The sequence below is a fragment of the Rhizobium fabae genome (genome assembly GCF_003985135.1).
Lineage (GTDB): Bacteria > Pseudomonadota > Alphaproteobacteria > Rhizobiales > Rhizobiaceae > Rhizobium > Rhizobium pisi.
In genome coordinates this window covers 40,454-55,433 of the sequence record NZ_ML133645.1, presented here as the reverse complement: position 1 = coordinate 55,433, position 14,980 = coordinate 40,454, and the positions used below count along the sequence as shown (strand labels likewise).

The 14,980-nt window shown below is 64.4% G+C and carries 14 protein-coding genes; 8 read left to right on the top strand and 6 right to left on the bottom strand.

The window, feature by feature from the left end; genetic code table 11:
* The first annotated feature begins 10 nt into the window (after positions 1-10).
* From EFB14_RS00295 to EFB14_RS00280, 4 genes are read left to right on the top strand one after another with little or no spacing between them, the layout of a single operon-like run.
* Positions 11-976 carry an ABC transporter substrate-binding protein gene (locus tag EFB14_RS00295; RefSeq protein WP_126821747.1) on the top strand — a complete coding sequence of 322 codons (966 nt, stop codon included), beginning with the start codon at positions 11-13 and terminating at the stop codon, positions 974-976.
* A gap of 20 nt (positions 977-996) precedes the next feature.
* On the top strand, positions 997-2,001 hold the full coding sequence (locus EFB14_RS00290) for a FecCD family ABC transporter permease (protein WP_126821745.1): 1,005 nt from the start codon (positions 997-999) through the stop codon (positions 1,999-2,001).
* Positions 1,998-3,035: a FecCD family ABC transporter permease gene (locus EFB14_RS00285; protein ID WP_126821742.1), complete on the top strand. Its 1,038-nt coding sequence runs from the start codon at positions 1,998-2,000 to the stop codon at positions 3,033-3,035. Before EFB14_RS00290 ends, EFB14_RS00285 begins: the two co-directional genes overlap by 4 nt.
* 7 nt (positions 3,036-3,042) lie before the next feature.
* Positions 3,043-3,861, top strand: a complete 819-nt coding sequence (locus EFB14_RS00280; RefSeq protein ID WP_126821740.1) for an ABC transporter ATP-binding protein — start codon at positions 3,043-3,045, stop codon at positions 3,859-3,861.
* Here the strand turns inward: EFB14_RS00280 and EFB14_RS00275 are convergent.
* The gene (locus tag EFB14_RS00275; protein ID WP_126821738.1) at positions 3,842-4,525 is read right to left on the bottom strand and encodes a class I SAM-dependent methyltransferase; all 684 of its coding nucleotides are present in this window, start codon (positions 4,523-4,525) and stop codon (positions 3,842-3,844) included. The genes EFB14_RS00280 and EFB14_RS00275 overlap by 20 nt on opposite strands.
* Before the next feature lie 149 nt (positions 4,526-4,674).
* Here EFB14_RS00275 and EFB14_RS00270 point away from each other — a divergent pair, with 149 nt between their 5' ends.
* Both EFB14_RS00270 and EFB14_RS00265 read left to right on the top strand, forming a co-directional pair.
* Positions 4,675-5,325: a winged helix-turn-helix domain-containing protein gene (locus tag EFB14_RS00270; protein ID WP_126821736.1), complete on the top strand. Its 651-nt coding sequence runs from the start codon at positions 4,675-4,677 to the stop codon at positions 5,323-5,325.
* A complete protein-coding gene (locus EFB14_RS00265; protein WP_126821734.1) occupies positions 5,322-6,551 on the top strand; it encodes an MFS transporter in 1,230 nt (409 codons plus the stop codon). The genes EFB14_RS00270 and EFB14_RS00265 overlap by 4 nt, the downstream gene beginning before the upstream one ends.
* Before the next feature lie 8 nt (positions 6,552-6,559).
* Here EFB14_RS00265 and EFB14_RS00260 read toward each other — a convergent pair whose 3' ends face one another.
* The 3 genes from EFB14_RS00260 to EFB14_RS00245 form a co-directional block, all read right to left on the bottom strand.
* Positions 6,560-7,468: a LysR family transcriptional regulator gene (locus EFB14_RS00260; RefSeq protein ID WP_126821732.1), complete on the bottom strand. Its 909-nt coding sequence runs from the start codon at positions 7,466-7,468 to the stop codon at positions 6,560-6,562.
* 401 nt (positions 7,469-7,869) lie between these two features.
* Positions 7,870-8,892 (bottom strand): LLM class flavin-dependent oxidoreductase, encoded by a 1,023-nt coding sequence (locus EFB14_RS00250; RefSeq protein WP_126821730.1) that lies wholly within the window; start codon positions 8,890-8,892, stop codon positions 7,870-7,872.
* A 223-nt stretch (positions 8,893-9,115) separates the two neighbouring features.
* The gene (locus EFB14_RS00245) at positions 9,116-10,681 is read right to left on the bottom strand and encodes an alginate lyase family protein (protein ID WP_245438188.1); all 1,566 of its coding nucleotides are present in this window, start codon (positions 10,679-10,681) and stop codon (positions 9,116-9,118) included.
* Positions 10,682-11,183: 502 nt separating this feature from the next.
* On the opposite strand from EFB14_RS00245, the gene EFB14_RS00240 reads away from it, so the two are divergent.
* Complete coding sequence (locus EFB14_RS00240; RefSeq protein ID WP_126821728.1) at positions 11,184-12,182, top strand: hypothetical protein; 999 nt, start codon at positions 11,184-11,186, stop codon at positions 12,180-12,182.
* Positions 12,183-12,354: 172 nt separating this feature from the next.
* Here EFB14_RS00240 and EFB14_RS00235 read toward each other — a convergent pair whose 3' ends face one another.
* Together EFB14_RS00235 and EFB14_RS00230 are read right to left on the bottom strand one after the other, a co-directional pair.
* Positions 12,355-12,690, bottom strand: a complete 336-nt coding sequence (locus tag EFB14_RS00235; RefSeq protein WP_126822583.1) for a hypothetical protein — start codon at positions 12,688-12,690, stop codon at positions 12,355-12,357.
* A 134-nt stretch (positions 12,691-12,824) separates the two neighbouring features.
* Positions 12,825-13,622: a DUF899 domain-containing protein gene (locus tag EFB14_RS00230; protein ID WP_126821726.1), complete on the bottom strand. Its 798-nt coding sequence runs from the start codon at positions 13,620-13,622 to the stop codon at positions 12,825-12,827.
* Positions 13,623-13,737: 115 nt separating this feature from the next.
* Here EFB14_RS00230 and EFB14_RS00225 point away from each other — a divergent pair, with 115 nt between their 5' ends.
* On the top strand, positions 13,738-14,955 hold the full coding sequence (locus EFB14_RS00225; RefSeq protein WP_126821724.1) for a helix-turn-helix domain-containing protein: 1,218 nt from the start codon (positions 13,738-13,740) through the stop codon (positions 14,953-14,955).
* The last annotated feature ends 25 nt before the right edge of the window (positions 14,956-14,980 follow it).

Below are 14,980 nucleotides of genomic sequence, written 5' to 3'. Positions count from 1 at the left end.
GTTTTCAGATATGACTCAATACGCACGCAGATTTTTCTCGGCTCTGGGCTTGTCCGCAATGCTGGCGGCGGCCGCTCAGGCGGATGACGGCAAGAAGGTCTCGATCGTCGATGATCGCGGCGTCAGCGTCGAAGTCCCGGCGCAGCCGAAGCGCATTGCCTCGATTTCCTATTTCGCCGATGACGTCGCGCTGGCGCTCGGCATCAAGCCGGTTGCCAGCACCTACATGACGGCTGGCCGCGAGCCCGCTTTCCTGCTCGGCCTGACTGCCGGGATGAAGCAGATCGGTCAGCGCGCCAAGCCCAATCTCGAACTTCTCTCCGAAGCCATGCCGGATCTGATCATCGCGATCCGCCGCTATACGGTCGGCAATGCGGCGCAGCTGCAGAACATCGCGCCCTATGTCGCCTACAACATGGAACTGCTCGAAGAGAGCTATAAGGAGGTTGCCTCCCTTTCCAAGCTGCTCGGCAAGCCCGAGCGGGGCGAGCAGCTGAACGCCGATTTCCGCAAGCATCTTGCGGAATTCACCGCCAAGGCGCCTAAGGATGTTCATCCGCGCTTCCTGATCATGTGGGGCGGCGCAACGCCTTTCGCCTTCCACACGGAAAACACTTCAGCCTCGATCGTCGCCGCGATCGGCGGCGACAACGTTCCCGGGCCGAAGAGCCCGGGCGGCGAGTTCGGCATCGATCTCAGCCTCGAAACCATGCTGGAAAAGGACCCCGAGGTCATCTTCGTCTACGATTCCGGGCCGGATCGCCCGCATGAGAGCAATCCGATCTGGTCGCAGCTGTCGGCAGTCAAGAATAACCGTGTCTTCTATGTCGGCGACCAGTGGGTCGAGACCAACGGCCCGATCGCCCGCGAAATCGTTCTGCGCGAGGCTGCGTACTACCTCTATCCCGAGACGTTCCCGGCCGTCGACGTCAAGGCCGAAGCCGCCAAGCTGATCCCGGCCGCGTTGCAGAACTAAGCCCAAGGAAAAGACCTGCGATGAGCCCCCGGCAATCGTTCCTGGCCATCGGGCTCATCGTCGTTGCCGTGATGCTGGCGGTGATGCTCGGGCTGCTGGTCGGCGCCAAGACGCTGTCGGTCGAGACGGCGCTTCGCGTGCTGCTCGCGCGCGACGGCACGATTGAATCCGTTCTCGTCTGGACGTTGCGCCTGCCCCGTAGCCTGACGGCGGCGGCCGGCGGGGCGGGGCTTGCCGTTTCCGGTTACATCTTGCAGACGCTGACGCGCAATCCGCTGGCCGATCCCGGCATCACCGGCGTCACATCGGGGGCGGTTGCGCCGATCGTCTGCTGTTTCGTCTTCGTGCCTTGGCTTTCGCCTGGTCTTTATCCCTTCATCGGCTTGGCCGGCGGGCTTGCAGCGGCCTCGGTGACGTTCTGGGTTTCGCATGGCGGGCAGGGACGGCCGCTGCAGCTTGCGCTCGGCGGCGTCAGCGTCTCGCTCTTCCTCGGCGCGATCACCACCTACGTGCTGCTGTTGACCGGTCCGCAATCGGCATCGCTGCTCTTCTGGCTCGCCGGCGGCTTCCAGGGGCGCACCTGGTCGCATTTCTTCTATATGCTACCCTGGACGATTTTCGGCGTCGTCGGGGCGCTCGCTCTGCGGCGCGTCATCGGCATGTTCATGCTGAGCGATCATGCGGCGGCCGGAATGGGCCTGCAGCTCGGCCTGTGGAAGCCGCTCATTCTCATCCTTGCCGTCATCCCGGTCGCGGGCGTCGCGCCGGTCGCCGGACCGGTTGCTTTCGTCGGCCTTGCCGCTCCCCACATCGCCCGGCTGCTCAGGCCGCGCGGCACAGGCTTTGAGATCGGATTGAGCGCTGCTCTCGGCGCGCTGATTGTGACCGTCGCCGACATTGTCGCGCGCAGCATCGCTATCCCGCGCGAATTGCCGGTCGGGATCATCACCGCGCTCATCGGCGGCCCCGTCTTCATCTATCTCGTCCAGCGCGGGCAGCTGAATCTCGCAGGTGAGACGCGATGAGCGGTCCTGCGTCGATACCGGCCGATGCCGCGCCGCCATGGTTGTTTCCCGCGCTCGTCGTACTGGGCATCCTGTCGCTTGCGGCGGCGATATTCCTCGGCGTCGCCGATATTCCCATGGGCGACGTCGCGGCGGTGCTGACCGGTGGCGGCTCGGCGGAAGCGCGGCTGATCATTCTCGATATCCGGCTGCCGCGCATCGTCACCGGCATTCTGGCCGGCATCCATTTTTCGCTGGCGGGCTACCTGCTGCAGACCATCACCCGCAACCCGCTGGCCGACCCGTCGCTGATGGGCGTGTCGCAAGGGGCAACGCTGTCGGTGACGATCTTCCTGCTGTTTACCGTCTATATCTTCGAGCCCGGCTCGAACACGCTGGCGGAACTGCCGGTCGCATGGCTGCCGGCGGCAGGCCTTGCCGGCGGGTTGCTCGCCGGCGGCGTCATCTATCTGCTTGCCTTTCGTCTCGGCCTCAGCGCGCTACGCATCACGCTTTGCGGCGTGGCGGTCGGGGCAGTGCTGCATGCGGTGGCGATCGGCCTCATCGCGGGATGGGGATCTGCCCGCATCGAGATCATTCTGGAATGGCTGTCTGGCAGCCTCTACGCCCGCAGCTGGGATCACGCGCTCTTCCTGCTGCCGTTCACGATCGCTGGCCTCGCCATGCTGCCGGTCATCTACCGGCCGCTGATGCTGCTGCAGTTCGATGCGCCCGTCGCCCGGTCCTTCGGGCTATCCTATCGCAGGCAGTTCTCGGTCGTTCTGATCGTCTCCTGCGTGCTTACGGCGAGCGCCGTCGGCGCGGTGGGTCCGGTCGTCTTCGTCGGTCTCATCGTGCCGCATCTCGCGCGGTTTCTGGCGGGCCGGAATTTCCTGCTGGCGCTGGCGCTGGCGATCGTGCTCGGCGCCGTCGCCGTTACGCTCGGCGATCTCGCCGGCCGGCTGCTGGGGCAGGCCGAGGAAATCCCGATCGGCGTGGTCACGGCCGTCTTCGGCGCACCGCTTCTGCTCGCGCTGCTGCGCAAAACCATGTGAGGCCGAAATGCCATTGTCCTGTTCTGACCTTTCGGTGATGTATGGCCAGCGAAAAGCCCTTAGCCGCTTCAGCCTTTCACTCGAAAAGGGCGAGATACGCGCACTGATCGGCCCGAACGGCTCAGGCAAGAGCACGGCGCTGCATGCGCTGGCGGGCCTGATCAGGCCGGCGGAGGGCAGGGTGTCGCTGGACGGTGTCACCGTTGCCTCCATGTCGCGCCGGATGCTGGCAAGGCGGCTTGCCTTCCTGCCGCAGCAGCCGACCGCGCCCGACGAAATGACCGTCGCCCAGCTCGTGCGCCAGGGCCGCTATCCGCATGTCGGCCTGTTCCGCTCCTATGACAGCCGCGACGAGAAGGCGATCGAATGGGCGCTTGAAAGCACCGGACTGTCAGAGCTTGCCGATCGCAGCCTTCGGGAACTGTCCGGCGGGGAACGGCAAAGAGCCTGGATATCGGCCGCCCTTGCCCAGGAAGCGGAAATCCTGCTGCTCGACGAGCCGAGCTCCTTCCTCGATATCGGTTATCAGGTCGAAGTGCTCGATCTGGTACATCGCCTGAGCCGGGAGAAGGGAGTGACCGTCGTCATGGCGATCCACGACATCAACCAGGCGATCGCCGTCAGCGACCGCATCTCGCTGCTTGAAAAGGGGCAGCTCAGATTCGACGGTGCGCCGCGGGAGCTCGCCGAACGCGACCTCGTTCAGGAAATATTCCGCGTCAGGGGCCGTTTCGTCCAGGTTTCCCCCTATAGCCCACCGCATTTCGATGTCGAGCTGATGAAGCTTCAGCGGGCCGACGCCAGCTCTAACGCTTTACCAGCCTGAAGACGATTTTCGTGTGGGTGTGGTAGTTCAGCGCATCGGCGAAATCCGGCGTCCAGCCGTCCGCCACGAAGGGAATGAAGCCGTCATATTCGAGCTTGCGGGCGGAGACGTCGAAGCCCGCTTTTTCGAAGGCGCGGCCGTAATCGGTGATCGACCGGTCCTGAACGACGGTATTGGTGCGGTCGGCGACGAGTTCGCGCCATTTCGGCCAGAGCGGGTTGTCCGTATGGCAGCCCGTCACCGCATAATAGACGCCGCCCGGCTTCAGCGCCCGCCGGATATCGGCGGCGTGGACGTCTATATCCGGAACGAGGTAGATGACCTCGTGGCTGACGGCGAGATCGAATTCTTCGCTCCAGCCTTCCAGTCTGCCGCCGACCTGATGCTGGATTGGCAGATTGCCTTTCAGCGTCTCGGCCTTGGCGATCGAGGTTTCGGCGATGTCGATGCCGAGGGCCTTGCGGAAGGGGCGTATCGCATAAAGATGCCGCAGCAGGCCGCCCTGATTGCAGCCGAAATCGAGCACGCTCTTGTCGGTCAGGTCCCGCTCGACGATCAGATCGATCAGGTGGCGCCAGATGGGCGCATGTCCATCGGCCATCCTGTCTTCGGCGTCGGGGTCGATGTACCACGTGCCGATGTTTTTCTGCGTTTCCTCAGCCATCCCTTACCCCCAGATCATGCGGATCACGGCGATGGTCTTAGGGCGCGTGGTCATGCTTGGCTAGGGCCTTCAAGAGGCTTTTGAAGACTACTCGATATTATTGCAAAGAAATATTTGCAAATGTATGTTTGCAAATATATGCTTGGGGCATGAAAGATCCGCACCGCAAACCTTCCGCAGCAGCCGCCGCTTCCCGCACAGTCAGCCGGGTCGTGCCCGAACCCACGGCGCTGAAGGCGCTGGCGCATCCGGTTCGGCTGCGCATGCTCGGCATGCTGAGGGTCGATGGTCCCGCCACGGCGACGCAGCTCGCGGTGCGGCTTGGCCTGAACAGCGGCGCGACCAGCTACCATCTGCGCCAGCTCGCGCAATACGGCTTCATCGAGGAGGCGCCGCATACCTCCAAGCGCGACCGCTGGTGGCGCGCCAGCCATGAACTGACCACGGTGCCGGCGAGCGCGGCCGAGGGGGAGGCGCTCGATCTCGATCTCGCCTTCAACCAGGCCGTACTCTCGCTGCAGGTCGGCCAGATGCAGCAGGCGCTGGAGGAATATGCCGAGCTGCCGGCCGAATGGCGCAAGGCGAGCACGGCCAGCGACATCATCATCCCGATGACAGCAGAGCAGGCCGAGGCGCTGACGAAGCGGCTAACCGACATCATTCTGGAAGCGATGCGGGCGGCCCCGCGGCTGGGGGAGGCGGCGTCCCGCAGCCCCGACATGGTTCCCTTCTCGGTCATGCTGCACGCCTTTCCCTATCCGGGCCGCCTGCCGCATCGCGAGGGGGAGGACGAGTCGTGAGAAGGGGCAGGCCCTTTCTGGCGCTTGCCGCCGCCGAGACGCTTTCGCTTTCCGGCACCCGGCTTTCGACCATCGCCATTCCCTGGCTGGTGCTGAGCGCCACCGGCAGTCCAGTGTTGACGGGGCTGACGGCGATGATGGAAATGCTGCCTTATGTCGCCGCCAAGGCGCTCGGCGGGCCGCTGATCGACCGGGTCGGCGCCAAGCGCATCGCGATCATCTGCGACGCCGCCTCGGTCATCGTGGTGGCGCTGGTGCCGCTTCTCGATCTTCTCGGCCTGTTGACGGTGCCGTTGCTGCTGCCCGTCGTCTTCGTCATGGGCGTGCTGCGCGGTCCATCCGATGCCGCCAAGCAGGCGATGGTTCCCGATATCGCCACGCTGGCCGACGTGCCGCTCGAAAGGGTGACAGGCGTCGCCAGCGCGATCGAGCGGCTGGCATCGACGGCGGGTGCGGCCGGCGCCGGCGCGTTGATCGGGCTGATCGGCCCGGGCCAGGCGCTCGTCGTCAATGCGGCCACCTTCGCTATCGCCGCGCTGATCGTTGCGGCTGGTATACCCAGGATGCGACGTGCACCTGCTACCTCAGACGTCCGGCCGGGAAAGGTGTCTTCCTATCTCGATGATCTCCGCGAGGGCTGGCGCTTTCTGCGCGCCGATGCGGTGCTGGTCAGCATCGTCGCCATGGTGGCTGTCACCAACCTGCTCGACCAGGCCTATGGGGCGGTGCTGCTGCCTGTCTGGACGCGGGAATCCGGCCATGGCCCGGAACTGCTCGGCGCGATGCTGGCCGCCTTTACCGGCGCCTCGATCGCCGGGGCTGTGATTGCCGCTGCGATCGGCGAGCGGATGCCGCGCCTGATGGTCTATACGGTGGCCTTCCTGCTGACCGGATTTCCGCGCTTCTTCGTGCTTTCGGTGGATGCGCCGCTTGGCCCCGTCTTCATCACCCTCGCAATCGCGGGATTTGCCTCGGGCTTCCTCAATCCCATCCTGTCGGCGGTGATCTTCGAGCGCATTCCGAAGGCGCTGACCGGCCGCGTCACGGCGATGAGCACCGCCCTCTGCTTTGCCCTCATCCCCTTCGGCGGCCTTGTCGGCGGCGCGCTGATCAGCACGATCGGCCTTGCGGCGGCGCTGCTCGTCACCGGTCTCGCCTATCTCGCCGCAACGCTTGCTCCGCTGGCGCTGAAGAGTTTTCGCGGCTTCGACAAGGCGCTCGCTTAACCTTGCTTCTAGCCGTGGTGTCCAAGCTCCTCGACCATCAGCTCGATAAAGCGGCGCACACGCGGTTCCAGCAGGCGCTTGTCGGAATAGAGGATCACGATCTTTGCCTCGTCGGCCTCGACGTCGGGCAGGAGCTGGCGGAGGTGGCCGGCGGCAAGGTCCGCGGCGGCGAGAAAATCCGGAAGGAGGGCGATGCCGAGGCCCGCCAGCGCCGCGTTGCGCAGCGCCTCGCCGCTGTCGAGCCGCAGGCGGCTGTGCCCCGGCGCCTTGACCCAGCCGCCGCCTTCGCCGCGAAAGCGCCAGCCCTGCCGTTGATTGCGGCTGGTGAAGAACAGGCAGTCATGGGCAGCGAGATCCTCTATATAGCGCGGCTCGCCACGCTCGGCGAGGTAGGCGGGTGAGGCGCAGAGCCGCGCCTTGCAGGCGGCGATCACGCGCGAGGCGAGCCGCGTGTCCGACGTCGATGCGCTCGCCTCGATCCGGATCGCGAGGTCGAAGCCTTCCTCGACGATGTCGGCGAGGTGATCCGTGAAGCTCATCTCGACCTGGATACCGGGCCAGGCGCGAAGATATTTTTCAATCAGCGGCAGCACCACGAGCCGCCCGAAAGCGCCGGGAACGGCGAGCCGGAGAACGCCGCGCGGCGTGCCGCTATGCCCGGCCACACTCGCTTCCGCCTCGTCGACCGAGGCGAGAATCTCAAGCCCGCGCTCGTAGAACAGGCGTCCTTCGTCGGTCAGGCTCAGCGTCCTCGTCGTGCGGTTGAGCAGGCGCGCGCCGAGCCGCTCTTCCAGGCGGATCACCGCCTTTCCTGCGGCCGATCGCGACAGGCCCATGGCCTCACCGCCGGCGACAAAGCTTCCGGCATCGACGACGGCCATGAAGATCAGGATATCGTTCAGGTTGGTGCGCGGCATGAGGCAACTCGAGCGGTTCTACGGCCATAACTCGGTCGGTCATGCGATGGGTCAAGGTTTGGACCGTCGATGCTCGTGGGGGAGGTAAGCGAGGGGAGGCTAAATGGTTGCCGCATCCTCTGCCCTGTGCCTGTGACGGACAAGGGGATGAGAGAGGAGAGGGCATGCCGAGCAGCACCCCCCTCTGCTCTGCCGGGCATCTCCCCCACAGGTGGGGAGATCGGCTGGGCGAGATGGCTTCCCCAAACAACTAAAGTATTGTGATTGTCGATGCCGTTCGAGAGGGAGCGATGGTCAAGCCTCTTGCCAATCTCCACCCTTGTGGGGGAGATGCCCGGCAGGGCAGAGGGGGGTATCACACGGCACCCCCGCTCCTCAAACCATCAAAGCAGCCCTCGGCCTCAGCGCCACCCGAGCGCCGGTGCGATGTGGGTCAGGATCGCTTCGATGACATGGGCGTTATACTCGACGCCGAGCTGGTTGGGCACGGTGAGCAGCAGCGTGTCGGCCTCGGCGATCGCCTGATCTTCGGCGAGCTGCCTGATGAGCTCGTCGGGCTCGGCGGCGTAGCTGCGGCCGAAGATCGCCCGGGTCTTCTCGTCGATGAAGCCGATCTTGTCGCCCTCGTCGCCGCCATAGCCGAAATAGGCGCGGTCGCGGTCGTCGACGAGCGCGAAGATGCTGCGGCTGACGGAGACGCGCGGCTCGCGCTTATGGCCGGCCGCCTTCCAGGCTTCGCGGTAGGCGCGGATCTGGTCGGCCTGCTGGACGTGGAAGGGCTCGCCGGTTTCATCGTCCTTCAGCGTCGAACTCTGCAGGTTCATGCCGAGCTTGGCCGCCCAGACAGCGGTGGCGTTGGAGCTTGCGCCCCACCAGATCCGCTCGCGCAGGCCTTGCGAATGCGGCTCGAGGCGCAGCAGGCCCGGCGGGTTCGGAAACATCGGCCGCGGGTTCGGCTTGGCGAAGCCTTCGCCGCCCAGCACTTCGAGGAAGACTTCTGCGTGATGGCGGGCCATGTCGGCATCGCTCTGGCCCTCCGGCGGCGCATAACCGAAATGGCGCCAGCCGTCGATCACCTGCTCGGGCGAGCCGCGGCTGATGCCGAGCTGCAGGCGGCCGCCGGCGATGAGGTCGGCAGCGCCGGCATCCTCCGCCATATAGAGCGGGTTCTCATAGCGCATGTCGATGACGGCGGTGCCGATCTCTATCCGGCTGGTCCTGGCGCCGACAGCTGCCAAGAGCGGGAAGGGCGCAGCGAGCTGACGGGCAAAATGATGCACGCGAAAATACGCCCCGTCGGCGCCGAGCTCCTCGGCCGCAACCGCAAGGTCGATCGACTGCAGCAGCGCATCGCCCGCCGAGCGCGTCTGCGACTGGGGCGAGGGTGTCCAGTGCCCGAACGAGAGAAAACCGATCTTCTTCATGCCGCGCCTCTATCCGTTGCGTCTCAAGGTGGATGGGTCATTGCATGGTTTTGGGGAGGAAGACAATCGGAGCGGAGGGGTGTGGTGCATCAGATGCTTGGGCTTTGACGCGCTGTCCTCCGCTACACCTAGGAGAATGTTGCGCGAACTCTCCCCATTTTCATTCCGTGACAGGCACAGGAATGAAGGTGGGGAGACGTTCGTGCATTAAAATTTCGAAGGCTCAATGAAGCGTATAGAGAAGCGTGCCATAGCCAAGCTGGTCGTAGCCGCCGCTATTGGGTCCATAATCGCCTCCGCCGCCTTCCGGGCGCGCCAAGGTGGTGAAGGTGGAAACATAAGGGGCGTCGAGTCCCTTTAAAACGACGTAGTGATTGTAGAGCATCTCCCACATAGGCCTGACGTTCGGACCCCTGCTTCCCTCCGAAATTGAGGTTTGAGTGGTGTCGCTGTTTTTGTAAGTGGTATACGGCACGTCATAACCGAGGTTGTATTTGGCCACGTATTCCGCGCCGGCAAGCACGAGATTATTGTCGTAGCCGTAGAGATCATCACCTTGGGACCAGGCCATTTGACATATCGCGCCGACAAGGGCGATATCGAGCATCGCATGCCCCTGGTCGCGCCCGGCTTCCTGGCCCTGGGCCGATCCACCGTCGTACACCTTCCAAAACATCTTGTGGAATGCGCCGTTTCCGGCGCCGTTATATAGGTAGCTGATCGCTTCCTTATAGATGTCTTCTCGATCTGTCAGGACGCCGATGGCCAGCATGGAGGCAATATTGCACAGGTCCCAGTTGGCCCAGTAATGGTCTATCTTGGCGCCGTTGTGCCTGACCAGAAAATCATGATTCATGGCGTAGAATATCGTAAGCATCATGTTCTGGAATTTTGAGAAATCATCGGCGGACCATCCCCTGTAGGTTCGCATGATCTCCGCCGCATTGGCCAGCTCATAGCCGTAGATGCCAGATGCCAGAAACTTGTCCGAGCTGCCGTCCACCGCCGTCAATGTCGACGACCAGGCATTCAAAACCTTGATGGCTCTGTCGGCGTAGGCGTCGTCCCCACTGATTTTCCAGCGCAAAGCCAAAGCGTATGCCGCAGCCGCATCATTGAAAAGGAGCGCATAGTTTTCAGGGTGGTCAGGATTTTTCCCGCGGACAACAAGCGAAACCGGCCGAGGCGAATATTTTAGCGACGAATGGCTATTGTTGATCAACCTTTGCCAACCACTGACTGTCGGCTCAGATTTCGCCTTTAGCATCGCGATAATGCGGTCGAAATCAGCTTGGGTCTGCAGCAAGCCGGGATGGATAAACTTCCTGCCGCCACTGCTTGTGGTCACTGTATTTGCGTTGGAATTGGTACCCGAGGGAGCGTTTGCAGATGTCGCGTTGCCATTCGTCGCCGATGTCGGTGTCTTGGAGCCTTGCTCGGCAGTTTTTTGGCCGGTGGCTGACTCCGGCTGCGGCTCTGTCGTCTGGGAACTGTTTTTACTTTCGCTGTTTGTCGCTGAAGCGGTCTTTTCGGTACCGGTGTCCGGGAAGGCTGTGGCGAGTGCCGCAACGATCACATTCACAAGCGGGGTAACGGGGTTCCGGTCCTCGCAGCTTTGGAGACCAAGGCAGAAGCTCACGAGAACGACCAGGCCAATCTTCGTTCTTCCGGGCCTGTTCCCGCCAGCGATCTTCGTCGACATCTGTCCAGGTGATGAAGGGCGCGAAGCGATCGCCAACGTCCGTCTATTCATCATATCGGCATCAATTCCTAACTCTGTGCGCAGCATGTGATCCCCTGCCAAGCAGTGAGGCTGCGATACATCGGCGGTGATTAGACCTGCATGAGGGAGCAAATGAGACGTGCTCGCCGGCTGCGGCGCGAGCCTCCATGACATGGGTTATCGATTTATGAATAGACTGCTCTGCTCGAAATCCTTCGGCGCATTGGGGATAGGCCGCACATGATCTGGATACTGACTGCCGCGTGCGGCGACGGTCCAATTCCTCAAGCGGAAATGGAGGGAATTGGCTTAAGCGGCTGAGCGGGAGTCTGTTTTTGGGCTCGAAGCGCTCGATCGCTGCTTCTTGCATCGATCGAGCGTGGGGCCCCCCTTACGGGGCACCTCAGGATGAGGCTCTCTTGAGCGTCGGCGTGTCATGGCTGCCGCAACATGCGCATCAGCGTGATGCTTGCTTTTCTTCCGCCACGTCGGGCAGATTCGGCTCACGGTCGAATGGGATTCCTCCCGATCCCATTCGGCCGTCCAGGAACTCCGAGAGCAATCAACCATGACTCCAATCCGCAGCCTGATGGTTTTCGACACGGCGATCGACGCCGGTGATTTTGCCCGGTCCTGCCTGGAGTGGGGGATCGACACGCCGTGTCTGCACCCAGGTTTCCTCGAAGACGGGCGAATGGTGCGCGCTCTCGAAGGCGAGGGGCTGCGTTCGTGGCTGAACGTCCCGGTTTTCTGCGATCCGAAGTATCTCGCCCGTCATCCCGAGGACTACGCCGTTACCAGCCTCGGCAGACGGGCCGGTGAAGAAGACTGGCTCCACTTCGTCTGCCCGAGCAGGGAGGATTACCTCGAGAGCGTCATCAAGGCGCTGCGCCGGGATCTGGGCAAGCTCACGCCGGCGGTCGTGAGCCTCGATTTCATCCGGCACTTCCTGTTCTGGGAACGAGTCGCCCTTGACGGTCGGGCGGCCGGCATCGAGGACGGCTGCTATTGCCCACTCTGCCTGTCGCGCTTCGAGAAGGCTTGCGGGGAGGTTGTCGATCGGGGGAATGCGCCGGCCTATATCCACTGCCACCTGCTGCAGCCTTGGACCGAGTGGAAATGCCGGTGCATCAGCGACGTGGCCGAGCGGCTCTTTGGCGAGATCCGCGCGCTGGCGCCCGGCGCGGCACTCGCCGTCCACACCCTTCCATGGCGGGAAACGGACCTCGACGGCGCCATCAGAATCCGCGCCGGCCAGGACGCTGCGAGCCTCGCCCGCCACGCCGACATGATCGCCCCCATGGCCTTCACCCAGATGCTTGGCCAGACGGCTTTATGGAAAGAGCAGTTGCTCGCAGATATCAGGATGAGCACAGGCAAACCGGTATGCTTCTACGTTCAGGCCGAGGCGCTCTATCGGCCCGGCAACATCACGGCCGAGCAGTTCGACGCCGAATTGACCGAGGCCGGCAATGCCGATCCCGCGGCGATCATGGTGTTCCAGTACGAGCAGCTCGCCGCCCGGCCCGAGAAGGCTGCAATTCTCAGGAAACATTTCAGGGCGTAGTGCGCCCGGCTCCGGGTGCGGGAATGGCCGGGGGCGGCATCCTCCAACGCTCCTCATCCTGAGATGCGTAGGCCAAAGGCCGAAGCCTGAAGGACATCCCGCAGCGCTTCTTCTTGCATCGATCCGGCGTCGGAGCGCCCGCCTCGTCCTTCGAGGCCCCTAGCGGGGCACCTCAGGATGAGGCTCTCTTGAGCGTCGGCGCTCTCCGACCGGCAAGCCGCAGCCATGGCGAGAGGTGGAAGCCGCTCATCAGCAGGTACATCGATGTCATCCCCGTGAGCGGAAAGGCATCGGGCGTGGTCATGCAGATCATGTCGGAGCTGCCGGTTGCTGCCGTGAGCAGCCCCATGAGGGCGAATGTCGGCGCGGCGGCAAACGACAGAAAATCGGCGGTGAGCACGGTGTGGCCACCCGGAGCGGTCCTTTTGGCAGTCGGGACGGGAGGCTTGGCCGCCGATCCGTCTGCGGCGGCGGCCAGCGACAGCCATTCGGCGGCGTTGAGAGCCATGGCGCTGTCCGGGGCAGCTATCGCGCCCGAGGTAGCTGTCGTGCTCGAGGCGGTTGCCGCGCTCGGGGCGGTCATTGCATCCGAGGCGGCCAGATCGCCGCCTCCTTTCGCGTGGTGGGAAAAGGCCATCACCGTCACTCCGTGCCGTAGCGGTCATGGTGGCGCCACCAGATGCCGGTTTCGTTGCGGCCTTTGGGGGCGCGGTCGAGCCACTGGTACATGCCCCACATGCCGTCCAGCCCGCGCGCATAGGTGGAATAGCTGTGGTAGACGGCGCCGTCGATGAGTTCGAAGGCGCTGACGCCGGGCCGGTCGCGGGTATAGGTGGGAACGTCGGTGCCGGTCATCGCGGCGATCTGGCCGACCGGTCCTTCGTCGTCGCGGCTCTGCCATTCCCCGACCGTCTTGCCCGCAAGCGGCTCGGGGGCGGGCGGTTCGCGGCGGTAATTATACTCTATGCCGCCGGCACGCTGCTGCTCGGGCGTGAACAGGACGCTGAAATCGGCGTTGAAATCGCTGCCGGCGGAAGAGGCCCAGGGGAAGCTCCAATCCATGCGCCGCTTGAAGGCCTGAAGCTTTTCGAGGGGCGCGCGCGAGACCACGGTGAAGGCGACGTCGTGGTTTTGGAGATGGACGAAGAAGCCGTTGAAGCCGTCGGCGATCGTGGAGCAGGAGGGGCATCCGACACTGTAATCCGGCCCGAACATGAAGTGATAGACGAGAAGCTGCGAGCGCCCGCCGAAGAGATCCTTCAGCGAGGCATCGCCGCCTTCGGTGTCGAAGCGATATTGCTTGTCGATCCTCACGCGGGGCAATTGCTGGCGTTTGGCCGCCAGCGCATCGCTTCGCCGGGTCAGTTCCTTCTCTTCCTCGAGCAGATCGAGTCTTGCCGCCAGCCATTCCTGGCGTGTTGCATTCAGTGCTATCGTCATGGGACTTCTCCTTTGCCTGTCAATCGTCGTAGCATCCGGCACGATTGCTGCCGGTCGAGAGGAGATTACGGCCGGGCGGACGGATGGCGGGAGTGACAAGTGTGACGGGATTTGAATGGACTCGCTGATTACGGCCGCAGCACGCGCACTGGCATCGGGCGATGCGCTGGGTGCCTTGAAACGGGTGGCGTTGCGTGACGACGCGCCGGCCTTAGCGTTGCGCGGCATCGCCATGGCGCAGCTCGGCGATCTCGTCCGCGCCAAGGCGCTGCTGAAAAGTGCCGCGCGCGCCTTCGGGCCGCGGGAGGCGGTGGCGCGTGCTCGCTGCGTCGTCGCCGAGGCCGAGATCGCGCTCGTTTCGCGCGATCTCACCTGGCCGCCGAAGGCGCTGGATGCGGCAGCCAAGGTTCTGGAGGCGCATGGCGACCGGGTCAATGCCGCCCATGCCGGCAATATCGCCATTCGCCGGCTGGTGCTGATCGGAAGGCTTGATGAAGCCGAGCGGGCGCTTGGCCGTCTCGACCCGACGCCGCTGCCGCCGCCTTTGCGGGCCGCCCATGAGCTTGTCGCCGCCGGCATCGCTGTTCGCCGCCTGCGGACGGAGGCGGCGCGGGCCGCACTCGACCGGGCGGGGTTTGCGGCGCGCCAAGCCGGTATGCCCGTGCTGACGGCCGAGGTCGAAACCGCCGCCCGCGTGCTCGACCTCCCGGCGGCGCGGCTGGTTTCGCGCGGGGACGAGCGCCCGTTGCGGCTTGCCGAGGTGGAGGAACTGTTTTCCAGCACGCTCGTCGTCGATGCCTGCCGCCATGTGGTGCGCGCGGACGGTGCGGTCGTGCCGCTTGCGAGCCGGCCGGTGCTTTTTGCGCTCGCCCGCGCGCTTGCCGAAGCCTGGCCGGGGGATGTGGCGCGGGGGGTGCTGATTGCCCGCGCCTTTCGCGGCAAACACGCCGACGAATCGCATCGCGCCCGGCTGCGCGTCGAGATCGGCCGGCTGCGGGCGGAGCTTGCCGGGCTGGCCGAGGTCTTGGCGACGAAGCGCGGCTTTGCGCTTTTGCCGCGCGGCGCGGGCGAGATCGCGGTGCTCGCGCCGCTCGTCGAAGGGCCGCATGCGGCGGTGCTTGCCTTTCTGGCCGATGGCGAGGCGTGGTCGAGTTCGGCGCTGTCGATCGCGCTTGGCGCCAGCCCCCGCACCGTGCAGCGTGCGCTGGAATCGCTCGCCGGCGAGGACAAGGTGCAGGCGATCGGGCGCGGGCGGGCGCGGCGCTGGATGAGCCCGCCGCTCTCCGGTTTCCCGACGATCTTGTTACTCCCCGGACCGCTGCCGAGCGACTAGTATGAGACAACCCACAAGGAGCAAG